Raw genomic sequence first — 14163 nt, 5'->3', positions numbered from 1 at the left:
GACAACGACACGGTCGGCATCGTTCGGATGGACGGCACGGTGCGGACCGGCACCGAGCGCTTCAAGCGGGTCGAGCTGACCGGCTGGGACACGACGTCGCCCGATGCGGGTGGCCTGGGCGTCACGGGCTGGGTCTACAGCGACGGCGTCGCCGAGGGCGCCCTCAACGCGGTCGTCAGCGGTAGCGAACTGCTGACGGACGTGATCTTCGAGCTGATCTACGATGGCACCTCTTCGACGATCGAAGTCGTATCCGGCAGCTTCGCCACCGAGGCCTTGCTGGTGGCCCACGTGCAGACAGCGATCGATGCGATTCTCGGGGCGAGCACGGTCGAGGTGCAGTCGGTCGACGGCCGCCTTCAGTTCACCCTCGATGCGTCCAAGCGCGACGCGCACACGCTCGGCGACAGCTCCTTCCTGTCGAATTCCAGCGGCGACTACACGTCCCTGCTGGTGGGCGAGTTGAACGACGCCAGGTCCCGGCTGGCGACCGTCGGGGGGGGCGATATCCAGCTCCGCGACTTCTATCTGCGAGAGATCGAGCGCCTCGAGACCGAACTCGGCGTCGAGCAGCTGTTGGGGGCCCCGATCGCGGGCAACGGCGACCGCCTTCCCGTCACCGTCGACGTACTGATCGCGCGAATCGGCGCGTTGACGGCCGAGGCCGGGCCGGTGCTGGTGCGGACCGGCGACCTGGTCGGCTCCGGTGTCTGGGACGCGCCCGGAGATGCGAGTATCACGGTCACGAACGAGACCCCGGCGTTCCTGGAGATCGCCGGGATGACCATCCCGCCGACCAATGGGGGCCTCTTCTTCAACGCGCTGCCGGTCGAGAGCAACGACGCGATCTCGATCCGCAACGAGACCTCGGGTGGCGTCACGCTCGACGACACCACGGTGACAGCGGACTTCGACACGATTCCGAACACCGCGACCGACGTGCCGCAGATCGTCATCGAGAACACGCTCGACGTCGCGATCTACAACGTCGCCAACGGCACGCGCTACACGTGGCCGGACCTGACGATCCTGGGCGCGCAGGATGGCGGGCAGGGCATCGATGCGGTGTCGGCCGATGTGACGCTCGAGACCGCGTCTCAGGGCACCGGCGACATCATCGTCGAGGGCACGATCTCGTCGGCCAGCCTGACGATCACCGCGGGCGGTCGATTGATCGTGGATGGGGTTACCGAGTTCGATATCGATGGCGTCGGTTTCGAGCCGTGGGCCGCGGCGACGGCCGGGCCCTCGTTCCAGATCGTCAGCGGGATGGAACTCGCGGACATCACCCCGATCGGAGCGGTGGCCGAAGGCACGTCGGCAGAACAGACCGCGTGGCAGACCTTCGCCAACACCCTTCTGGGTGGGGCCGATACCAACTCCGAGCTCAATGCCTCGTTCGGCCTCAGCTACGCGGACTCGGTCAAGGATGCGGTACGGGCTGCCTTCCCGGGCGGACTCGCGGGCTCCCATACGAACCGGGCCCTCACGGCCTCCGAGCGGTCCGCGCTCGACGGACTCCCCGGCGTCACGGCGCCGGCGGCGGCCGAAACCATCGCGAACGTGCTGGCCGAGGAGCCGTCCGAGGCGACGGCGATTCGCGCCAGCCAGATCTTCATCCGCGCGGAATACCTGAACCTCAACGGCATCATCGAGAGCGGGCGTGAGCGGTACGACCTCGATCTGACGACGGGGCTGCGCAGCCAGATCCTGACGAACGGCCCGACCGTGGTCGACGGCGTCTCGGTCGGCTTCGACGCGGGCGCGAACAGCTGGCTGATCGGCGACATCCGGAGCACGGGCGGACTCGTCGAGATCGATGGCCGGGTGCTGAATACGGGCAACGGCGAAGTGCGGGTGCTCGGTGGCTACCCGATCGTCGACATCGTGAACTCGACCACCTTCGACGTTACGGTGGGCGAGATCGACCTGTCCAACCCCGGTGTGGGGGTGGTCCGGTTCCGCGACCCCGCTCTCGGGGAGAGCATCTCCGGCCAGTTCGGAGACGAGAACGCCCTCAAGGCCAAGACCACGTTCTCGTTCGACGGGATCGACGACTTGATCGACCTGGCGGACGGCGTCGTGCGCCGCGTGAATTTCGGGAACAACTTCGATATCGGTGCGCGTCTTGCCGACGCGCGAATCGTCCAGGAGTTCGACCAGAGCGGAATGCCGCTCGAGCCCCCGGTCCCGTTGAAGTGGTCGGTCAACGCGGGAACTGCCAGCGAGGGAACAGGCCTTCTCGCCCAACTCAGAAACAGCTTCAACTCCTACGTCGATCCGGGCTTCCCGGAGGACCCCCTGTACACGATCGATGGAGGGGCGGACTTGGACTTCGATCGAGAGGGCATCGACCTCAAGATCTCCTTGAATGGCCCCTCGCTCAGCTTCGCGCGGCGCGTCCTCCTGGAAGACTGGGTGTCGGAGGTCCTCACCGAGCGAATCAACGTGACGCTCACGGAGGATGTCGACCTCACGATCGTGCAACAGGGCGTGATCACACCCCTCACCGTCAAGGCGGGGACCTTTAGCTGGGAGGGATATCGGGCCCACGTCCGGGATTCCATCGCAGCTGCAGTGGGCGCCGCGAACGGCGCTCGGGTCGACGTGTACTTCGGCTCGGACGGCGAGCTCGATATCGACGTCCAGAACGTGTCGGTCACGACCTTCTCCCGGCTCCCGGACGGCAGCGTGCGGGAGTCGTTGTTCGCCGCCGACGCAAGTCCCAGGTCGATCATCGGCAACGGAGACGGCACCACAGAGCATCTCTACGATCCCCTGACCGGGACCTTCGAAAGCCACTCTGGCCATGGACTGGGTAATGACGTGTCTGTTTCCTCGGCGGTGGTGTTCGACTCGGACGGCAACGAACCGTTCCGCTACGCAGATGGCACGCCGATCGAGGACGGAACGATCCTCTGGGCGATCATTCTTCCCCCGCTCCCCGGCTCCCTTCTCTACCAGGATTTCCAACTGGCTGCGACGGAAGCCGACGCGCTGGCGGGCAACCAGTTGTTCTTCCAGGTGCCTGAAGGGACGGAGCACAATCGGATCTACCCGGTCACGCTGGCCGAGTCGAGCTCCGGGACGCTCGACTATCAGCCGGCCGAGGGCTGGCGCTACAACTGGTCCGTCGCCGTCGAGACCGGCTCGGTCTTCACGCTGACCCAGGAGACGACGGAGAACTGGCTCGACATCGCCGAGCCGGACCCCTCGGAGATCACGACCCAGGGCGACGAGACGGTGCTGACCGTCGGCACGCCGACCGATACTGCGCCTTACTTCGTGCTCGACCCGGACGTGACGGGCGGCTACGCGTTCAACACGCGGTCGGTCGAGACGACCGGCGAAGCCGTGCTGGTCTCGTCGTCGCAGACGGACAACGACCCCTTCGGAATCTCGACGACCTACACGTCGACCTACGAAACTCGCCAGACGACGCAGAACCTCCACACGCACAGCATCGAGGCCGACCGCCCGATCGGGATCACGTTCTTCGGTGCCGTCGATCCGGAGGCCGAAGAGTACGTGTCGATTCAGTCCGGCCAGGGCTCCGTCAACCTGCTGGGCGGCATTCGGAATCCCGACGGCGTGACCCACGTGGTGGGCGAGACGATCACCGCGTCTCCCGATGTCAGCGTCGGTGGCGATCACGTCCGCCTCTTCGGCGTCGACGAAACCGTCGGCGGAATCGGCACGGAGGAGCAGCCCCTCCAAACGCTCGTCAGCGACGGCGGGCGCCTCGAGGCTGGCGCCCAGGGTGGCGACGTCTTCCTCACCAACGTGAGCGACGGCACGATCGAGCTCGACCAGGCCTCGTCCGTGCTCGGCGCCGTGGAAGTCTCGACTGCGGGAGGCTTCGTCGGGAGCGGTGAGGCGGATTCGGTGCGCGCTCTCGATCGGTTGCTGATCGTGGCCGAGGGGGGCGGTGTCGGAAGCGCAGAGCTTCCCGTGACGATCGACGGCGATGCGGGCGACGGCGTCGCCGGATTCGAGCAGATGGCACCGCTCGAGGTCTTCGCGGCGGGCGACGTCTTCCTCGACTACGACTCCTCTTCCGGCGGGTTCGACTTCCCGGTGAGCGAGATCGTCGCCGGCGGGAACGTCGGCATCAGCGTGGCCGGCGGCGGCAGCCTGATCGACGTCAACGCGGTTGAGCGTGTGGACGACCGAACGCTGGCCGACCTGGAGGGTGGGCTCTGGGCCGATCTGCAGCTCACGGGCGACGACGTGGACGACAAGGTCGCCGCGCTGAAGGAGCAGTTCGCGTCCGTGCGTGAGGCGGAGTATCGGCGCTACTGGAACCTGCGCGACACCCAGCCCTACGACGGGATCGACGTGCTGAACGCCCGTGACCCGATCGATCCGGCGACGACCTTCGTCGTCTCGGTGGGTGACGGCGGCGCGGTCCAGTTCGCCGAGGACCAGGTGCGCTTCGAGGCGGACGAGTTCCTCGAGGTCGACGGCCGTGACGCGAGCGGTGGGCAGGGCTTCGCGGTGATCGCGGATGGGTCGTCCTTCGCCAGCGGCGACATCGAGCTGTCCAACGTCCTGGCGCTGTCGACCACCGACGCCGCGACCCTCTTCGGGGACACCTCGGTCGCGACCGGCGGTCTGCGAGAGGTCAATCAGAGCGCCGAGTCCAATGAGCGGCTCTTCGACACGTCGCTGCTGTCGGGCAGCGCTCAGGTCGACGCGGTGTTCGTCGAAGACGACGGCACGATCCTGCTCTCGACCGACGGCGACGCGACCCTGGCGGGGCTCTCGTTCGGACCCGACGACATCGTGGCCTACGACCCGTCGGCCGGAACAGCCGAAATCCGCTTCGCGGGGAGCGGCCTCTGGAACATCGATGCGTTCCACACGAGTGCGGACGGCTCGGTTCTGTTCTCTGCCGACGACACGATCACCGCCAGCGTCGGGCAGATCAACACAGGAATCTGGGTGGTCTCCCTGCACACCTTCGCGGGCTTCGAGTTGCTCGACCTGGTGCCCGACGAAGACCTCGAGTTCACCGGCCTAACGGGCGGGACGGGCGTGATCAACCTGCGCGATGAGATCGAACTCGCCGCGAGCCGCCTCGGCGTGTCCGGGTTCACGATCGGCAACGCGATCTTCCGCGACACCGTCAACGATGGCCAGCAGATGGCCGAACTGATCGAGGGGCAGATCAACCAGGCTCTCCTGGCGGGCGACCTCGGGCTTCGGATTCAGCTCGACTTCACGCAAACCGGCATCGAGGCCCGGCTCGAGGGCGGTCCGGCCGGCGCTGACGCGATCATCGACGGGTGGGGAGCGATCTTCGACGCCTTCGTGAAGGAGAATCACAAGATCCAGGTGACGCCGAATGCTGGCTTCTCGGTCTTCGCCGCCGGAGCGGGCCGCAGTCTGGACATCCCTCAGACGACGTACACGCTGAACGAGTTCTACGACCAGGTGCGCGGGACTCTGGACGACACGCTCGGCGAGCTCGCCGGGAGCGCCGTCCGAATCGGGTTCAATGAGCTCGGCGAGTTGGAGTTCTCGTCGGCGACGATCCGCGATGGCGACGTGGCGCGGTGGGACCGCTCCCCGGCATCCGCAACGATCTTGTTCGACGAGGACCTCTTCGGGAGCGATCCCGCGGTCAACACCGATCAGGACCGCAACGTGAACGGCGTGTCGGTGCTGACCGTGGGGGACACGGAACTGCTGCTGCTGACCGTCGAAGGCCTCGACGACACCACGTTGGGCGGTCTCTCGTTCGGCAGCAGCGACGTGGTCGCCTATGACGCCGACGGGACCGCGACGGCAATCCTCGTGTTCGACGGGTCATCCTTCGACGGGGCGGACGAGGACCTGGACGCGGTCGCGCTACTCGATTCGTTCGGCGTCGTGACGCTCGAAGACCACGGCTTCAGCGAAGGCGAGGCCCTCGCGTACGGGGGCGGCGATTCGGGAGGTGGCGTCGGCCTCGACAGCGGCGTGATCTACTACGCCCGCGACGTCGGAACGGACCAGTTCTCGCTGGCGGTGGACACGGTCGGCTCCGATCGCCTCGCGCTGCTGAACCTGGTCGGGACCGAGACGCTCCTGCCCGTGACGCTGTTCGACCCGGGAGCGGACCTGGACCCGGCTGCGGACACGATCGTGCTCGAGGGTGCGGGGCTCGAGACGGGCGATCTCGTGGCCTTCGTGGCCGAGACCGGCGCCACCCCCATCAGTCGCGTCGAACCCGCGGACCTCGAAGACGGCGCGACGCTGTTCGTGGTCTCGAGCGACGGGTCGACGATCGAGGTGTCGGACCGCATCGGGGGCGAAGCCTTCGAGCTCCGTGCGAGCGAGATCGCTGGCGACCACGGCCTCACGGTCGTGTCGACGGGCGAGCTGCTGACCTTCGATGCCGTCGATGGCCTCGTCGGCGACGCGCTGCCGGCAGCCGGACTCTCCGTCGGCGACGAGCTCGTCTATCGCGTCAACGTCTACGACCCGGATCACGTCCTCTCCTTCCCGGACGCGACCGTGACCGACCTGCTCGCCCTCGGCTTCTCGCAGACCGAGGTCGAGGACCTCGAGGCGGCCGAGACGCTGGCCTACCACGCGCTGCATGCCTTCTACGGGAGCTTCGGGGACAGCTTCGATCCGGACTTCACCTACACGCTCACCGCCGAGGAATCTGCCGCCCTCGAGAGCGGAACGCGGGAGTGGACCGCGGACGAGCTGTTGACCACGTACAGCGCGGGCCTGTTGCTCGCGACCAGTGACACGACGGTCGACATCGAGGATCCGAACGTCGTCGGCGTCGACGTGACGATCGACGTGGACGGCGCCGGCATCGGCTCACAGCAAGCCGCGTTCGACATCGACACGAGTCCGGTGGACCCGATCACCCTGACCGAAGAGCAGAGGGGTGTGCTGGCACAGGCGGAGCGCGAAGACGTGACCTACATCGCGTTCGACGGCGTGACCGGCGCGGCGATCCAGGTGCTCGTGACCGATCTGCGCACCCTCGAGGTGTCGGGTGCGACGCTCGGCAGCGGGTTCGCCGTCGGCGGCTTCCTCGAGATCCAAGGCACGTCGTTCAACGACACGGCGGGCGAAGCGCTGGAGATCGTCGCCATCGACGGGACGTCCATCACGGTGGCGACGGACCTGGTGCCGGAGAGCGCGACGGGCGTCTCGCTGAGCCCCGCAATCGTCGATCCGAGTTCCCAGATCGGCCAGATCGAAACGGTGCGGATCCAGCTCGCCGAGGACTTCGACATCCGAGCGAGTGGCGAGGTCACGATCACCGCCGACGGACGCGTCGACCTCGGCTCCGAGGACGACGTGACCTTGGCCGGCATCGACGCCGGGACGGACAGCGTCCGGGTGAAGGTCGATGGGGACCTCGCGTTGACCGGAACGCTGACGACCGGGGAGCTCGTGCTCGAAGCCGCCAACGGCTCGATCGGCACGGCGCTCGCTCCCTTCATCGTCGACCCGCAGTCGGGCCTGGTGAACGCGCGCGCCCGCGGCGACATCCATCTGACCACACCGACTGGTGATCTCGAGATCGGGACGATCTACTCCGGTGGCGTCGTCCATCTGACCGCGCCCACGGGTGGGTCCATCGTCGACGGGCTCGATCACGACTTCACCAATCTGCAGAGCTCCGGCGCCGTGCTGGTCGCTGAGAGCGGTTCGATTGGCAGCGTCGACAACCCGTTGGAGCTCATCGAGTTCGGCGGGGTCACGGCGGTCGCGAACGGCGACGTCGTGCTCGTCGGCACTTCGGCGAACCTGCTCGTCGACACGATCCTGTCTCGAACCGGGGACGTGTGGCTCGAGTCGGCGCTGTTCATCCTCGACGGCGCGGATGCGGTGGATCCCGAAGATCCGGTCGCCAGCGGCCAGACGGCCGGAACCGATCCGAGCCTTCCCGCCGCCGACGTCGTCGGCAACGACATCACGTTGATCGCAGGGACGGCCGGGGCCGGCGGCATCGGCGGGGTGGTGAACCCGCTCGATCTCGACAGTGGCTACTCCGGCGAGGGGGCGGTGACGCTCCGAACTGCACTCGCAAGTGGCTATGTCAACGAAGTCGCGGCCGACGGCGGCGCGAGTACTCAGGACCTCAGCGTCGCGGAGGCGGTTGCGGATGGCGTCGATACGGACGCGGTCCTCCACGCGATCGTGCTGAACGCTTCGTCGGGTCGGATCCTGAACCGAGGGGGGAGCGCCCAGATTCGGGGCGAGGCCGCCGCCTTGTACGCGCGGGACGGCATCGGCACCGCCGGCGAGGCGTTCCTGATCGACGTGGACCACCTGGAAGGTGGCTCGGAGGGCGTCTTCCACGTGTACCGCGCCGGGGACCTCGGGGTCGGCGGAGTGACGACGGCACTCGCAGGTGACAGCTCGGACGGCATCGAGGCGCAAACCATCATTCTCGACGTCACCGGCGAGGTGGTGGCGACCGAGGGCTTCGCCGGAGGCACGCTCGATCTCACGGCGGCGGGTGTCCAGGTGCTGGCCACCGCCGACGTCGCGGTGGGCGACGTGGAGATCACGTCGAGTGGCGATGTCAGCGTCGAGGAAGGCTCGACCTGGCGCGGGGACGGCGACGGCTTTGCGCTGTCCGCCTCCACCGCCGGCACGATCGGCACGCTCCCCTACGGGGCGGGTGACGTGATCCTGCACGACGACGTGACGGGCGAGAGCTCGATCCTGTTCCGCGAACAGGCATTCGCCGACCTCGGCGAGAACATCGATGCGTTCCACGAAGTCGGTGACGGGACCTACCTGCTCTCGACGACTGAGGACGCGACCCTCGGGGGCCTCGACTTCCGCAACGGCGACGTCGTGTCGTACGATCCGCGCACCGATACGGCGACGCTGGTCTTCGACCAGGACCTGTTCAGCGACTTCGAGAACCAGGACGTGGACGCGGTCACGATGCTGCCGAACGGCAACCTGGTCATGTCGTCGAGGCTGACGTCGAACATCGACGGCATTCGCTTCCTCGGGGGCGACGCCTTCGAGTGGAACCCGACGACGGGCGAGGTCAGCAAGTACTTCGCGCGCGAGACCTTCACGCGCGATCAGTTCTCGAACATCTTCGGGCTCCACGCGCTCGACGACGGCAGCCTGCTGATGACGACCATCGGCAACGGCGCGCTTCCGGGCGTCAGCTGGAGCACCGGCGCGGTCGTGCGCTGGGATCCCTCCACCGGGGTCGGCAACCTGGTGCTGGATGCGGGTCTGATCACCGGGTCGTGGGGGGCGCTGTCGCTGAGCCCGAACGCGAGCCGCGTCGCGCTGACGGGACAGAACGTCTCGTTCGGCGGTTCCCTGCGCGCGATCGATGCGGACTTCGAGGCCACGGCGGGCGACATCACGCTGTCGGGGGAGGGCGATCTCCGGGTACTCGGCGCGGACGTCAGCCTCGTGGCGTCGGGAGGCGGCGACCTTTCGATCCTCGATGGCTTCCAGGTCTCGGCCGACGACGCGTCGCTGACCGTGGACAACATCACGATCGGTGGCGAGCAGACGCGACTCGACATCGTAGGGGACCTGACCCTGTCGGTGTCCGGTGACGTGTCGGTCACGGATGGCGCAGCAGTCACGACCGAGGGATCGCTGACGGTTCAGGGAGCCTTCGTCGAATTCGGAACGGGCTCGGCGATCGAGGCGTCCGATTCTCTCGCGATCACGAGCCTGGTCGGCCCGTCGGGCGTGGGCGTTTCGATGGACGGCGCGAGCGTGACCGTCGGGGACAGGCTCACGGTCACCGCACCGGCCGGTCCGGTCGACGTGGCCGACAGCGCGCTTCAAGCCCGGCTGATCGAGATCCAAGCGCAGGACGACGACCTCTCGGTCACGAACACCGCGGTCGACGCCGTCGCGATCCGGCTCGATGCGGACATCGACCTCACGATCGAGGGTTCGACGCTCGATGTCGCTTGGCGAACCGACTACGCGGCGGGCGACGATCTGCGAGTGGTCGGTGGTTCCCTCGAGAGCGCATCGGTCTCGATCGACGGGGCCAACGTAGGGTTCGACGAGGGGGCCGCGATCACCGCGCCCAACATCGAGATCTCGGCCTCGGTCGGCGTGGTGGTGGATGGAGGGGCGACCCTTCTCGCCGAAGCGGTCGAGATGGACCCGGGCCTCGCGTTGTCGATTGCCGGTGCGGGTACGGCGACGCTCGGCGGGCTCTTGTTCAACGACGACCAGGCCGTCTTCTACGACCCGGTCGCGGACTCCGCGTCGCTGCTCTTCGACCCCGGGACGCTGGGCTTCAACCGTGGGCTCGACGCCTTCCACCTGCTGCCCGACGGCCGATACGTCCTCTCGTTCAGCGGTTCGAGCGCCAACAACCTCGTGACGATCGGTGGGCTGACGGTGAATCGCCGGGCCGTCGTGCTCTACGACCCGAACGACGACACGGCGCTCTTGCTCGGTGAGATCGGTGACACCTTCGGCGTCAACGCGGTCAGCGTCGCCCCGAGCGGGAATCTGCTGATCTCGTCACAGCTCGACGGCACGATCGATGGCCAGGTCTTCCAGGCGGGTGACGTGTTCGAGTACGACATCGTGACCGGTACGGCCTCGCTGTTCTTCGCGGAGGACGCGATCGCGAACGCGTCAAGGTACGAGCTGATCGGCGAAGGCTCCATCGACGCTGTACACGCCTACGAGGACGGTCGGCTTCTCTTTGTTAGTTCCGCACGCTATCTGGATCCGGGCGTCGCGATCATCGACAGCGGTGCCATTCTCGAGTGGAATCCGGCGACGTCGGAGCTCACGGAGTTGGTCGAGGGCTCGTTCTTCGATGCCGTCTCTGCGCCGGCCCGTGCGAGCATCCGGATCGACGCGCAAGGGGTCGTGCTGGACGGCGGTGACGAAGGGCTCGGCAGCCTGGTCTCCGTCGGAGGGGACGTCAACGTCGACGTGGATGGTGGACTGTTCTTCCTCGTCGATGGCTTCGAGCTCGCCGGTGAAGACGTGTCGGTCACCGGGGCGAGTTCGGCGATCGCGTCCGGAGACTCGAGCGCGACAGCAGCCTCGAACCTCGAGTGGAGCGTCACAGGGAATGCGTCGGTCACGGATGGAGTGAGCCTCCGCGCAGACGAGTCGCTGTCGATCGACGTCGGTTCGGCGACCTTCGCGGAAGGCACCTCTCTCGAAGCCGGGGACTCGCTGACGATCACGGCGGACACGACGCTGCAGCTCGACGGCGACATCACGGCCTCCGAGGAGGCCGCACTGGACCGCTTCCCGGGTGTCGCCGTTTCCCGCAGCGAGGTCGGGCCCGTCGGGCTCGTGTTCGCGGCAGACGGGGACGTCGCGCTGATCGACCCGGGCACGGGGCAGGGCGGACTGCTCTTTGAGGAATCGCTGTTCGGGCCGGGCAACGACGAAGACATCGATGCCTTCCACCGCCTCGAGAACGGCACCTTCCTGATGTCGACCGAGACGGAGGCGACACTCCAGGGGCTCACGGTACAGCCGGGCGACATCTTCAGGTTCGACCCCGAGACGTTGGTTGCGTCGCCGTTCTTCTCGACGCAGTTCGTGCTCGGGACGACCGCCAATCTCGACGCGGTCACGATCCTGGCGAACGGCAATCCGCTGTTGTCGCTGGATCAGACCGCGACGATCGACGGCGAGACCTACCGGGCGGGCGACGTCTTCGAACTCGACTCCAGCACGGGAGCGACGTCGCTGTTCTTCTCGCAGGACTTGCTCGGAACCGCGGACGACGTGACGGCCGTTCACGCCTATTCGGATGGCCGGCTGCTTCTCGCGACCGCGTCGGACAACACGCTCGGCGGGCTGTCCTTCGGGGCCGGGAGCGTCATCGAATACGATCCGTCCACGGGGACGGCGTCGCTGCTGATCGACGGGGCCGGTGCCGACGCGCTCTGGGCAAGGGAGCTGACCCTCGGCTCGGTCGAGATCTCCGGTTCGCAGATCGACCTGGGGGGATCGCTCACGGCGCCGCGCAGCACGCTGACCTCGACGTCGATCACGTTCGCCCCCGACGCCCTCGCCGGCGAGGTCGAACTCGTCGGTACCTCCGGTGCGGACACGATCGAGGTACGGGAGCTCCCGTCGCTGACGACGACCGATGCGGCCGGCGCGGTGGACACCGTGACCCTCCGAGGTCTCGGCGGCGACGACGCGTACCTCGTCCAGCTCTCGCGGGACGGAAGCGTGGAGGCAGCGATCGAGGTGTCCGACGATGCCGGCAGCGCAGACTCGCTGACGGTACTCGGCACGCACCGTGCGGAGCGGTTCGCCATCAACGATGGAGTCGTCGCGGTGAACCAGGCCGAGGGTGTGCTGCAGTCGATCTTCCACGACGCGCGGATCGAGGACCTGCGGATCGGGGCCGGCGCGGGCGCCGACGTCGTCGACGCCAGCGACGCGACACGCTCGGTGTTCGCCTTCGGCGACCTCGGCGCAGACCTCCTGGTGGGCGGAACCGGTGCCGACATCCTGATCGGCGGCCTCGGCGCCGATGTCGTCAACGGCGGCGCGGGCGACGACCTGCTGCTGGGCGGGGAGGGCGCGGATGCCCTCGATGGAGGGTCGGGCACGAACCTCCTCGACGGCGGCGCTGGCGCCGATGAACTGCTCGGCGGAGAGAACCGCGATCTGATCCTCGGCGGTGCGGGAGCGGACACGATCAATGGCGGCGAGGGAGACGACCTGCTGGCCGGCGAGGCCGGGGACGACTTGCTGAACGGCGAGGGCGGAGCCGACATCCTGCTGGGTGGCGACGACATCGACACCTTGATTGGTGGCACCGGAAGGGACATTCTCGAGGGCGGTGGCGGCGTCGACTTGCTGCTCGGCAACGCCCTCGACGTCGCGCGTGAGCAAGACCAGGGCATCGGTCTCGTCGGGCTGCGCGCCTTCTTCGACGCCTTTGCGTCCGAGACCTCGCTCGAGGAGTTCTCCTTCCTGGACCCGACGGAGGCGACGCCGCCTGCGGCCGACGATCGCCCCGCGCGCGTCTGGGTCGAGGATGCGCTGGCCGCCGTCCAAGGCGAGACGGCGACCTTGGCGTCGACGATCGGTGACGTGTTCGCGGACCTGAACGACGACGCGCTCGTCGGCGAGGCCGACTTCGCGCTCTTCACGACAGACTTGCGAAACCGTCAGGACAGCGGCATCGGCAGCGATCTCGATGGAGACGGGGACGTCGACATCGACGACTTCAACCTGTTGCTCGCCGAGGTTCGGGCGGGGGATGTCGCGCCGCCCGCGGTGCCGTTGCCTTCCCCGCTGCTCGCGGCTTCTGCGCCGCAGTCGGACAGCCCGTCGGTTGGCTCGCTGGAGCCCACCGCGTTGGCGCCGGTGGTCGAGGAAGCGATCGCGCGGTTGGCCGAGAACTTCGGCGAAGACGCCGTCGCCGAGCTCAGCGAGGTTCGGTTCGAGATCGTCGATCTACCGGGGCTGCTGCTCGGCCAGGCTTCTTCGCAGCTCGTCGAGATCGACATCGATGCGGCTGGCCACGGCTGGTGGATCGACGAAACGCCCGCGGACGACGGTGAATTCGACGTCGAGACTGCGGATGGTTTCGAAGTGGCAGGCATCGACCTGCTGACCGTGGTTACCCACGAGCTCGCCCACATCATCGGCTTCGAGCACGACGGATTGACCGGGTTCGACCCGGCCTTGGCCGCGGGCGCTCGGCTGATCCCCAGTCCCGCGTTGCCGGAGCCGCAGCCCGCGGACGCGACCCCGGCGGCGCCGATTCGCGGAGAGGCCGTCAAGATCGCAAGGACGGCCGACGTCTCGGCATCTGCGATGCTCGGCGACCGTGTTCGCGTCGAGTCGGGCGCCAAGGTCGGCGAGGGTGCCTCGCTGGGTGCCGACGTCCACGTGGGACGCGGTGCCGTCATCGGCGCGGGCGCGCAGGTGGGTGACGGGGTCCGCATCGGTCCGCGCACGGTCGTTCCGGACGGGGCGATCCTGCCGGCCGGCGCGACCCTGGAGGCGGTGGCGGCCGATCCGCGCCGCTTCTGGAGCCGCGAGGAGACGAATGCGCCGCAGGACCCGCGCAAGCCCTTTGACGACGACCGCCCGCAGGTGGTCGACCGCGCGGGCGACCGAGAACGATCGAACGGGAGCGGGCGCGATCACGGCGAGGACGACCGAGGAACCCGCTGGTGGAAGCGCTGGCTGCACTAA

1 protein-coding gene (cut by a window edge) is annotated in these 14163 nt (G+C 67.8%); it reads left to right on the top strand.

The window, feature by feature from the left end; genetic code table 11:
• Nucleotides 1-14163, top strand: partial view of an LEPR-XLL domain-containing protein gene (locus GY937_09105; GenBank protein ID MCP5056867.1) — the 3' end only. It extends 36198 nt beyond the left edge of the window; only the last 14163 of its 50361 coding nucleotides appear in the window; the start codon falls outside the window, past its left edge; it ends in the stop codon at nucleotides 14161-14163.

The sequence above is a fragment of the bacterium genome (assembly GCA_024228115.1).
In the GTDB taxonomy this organism is placed as follows: domain Bacteria; phylum Myxococcota_A; class UBA9160; order UBA9160; family UBA6930.
This window is presented reverse-complemented; position numbering and strand designations above follow the sequence as displayed.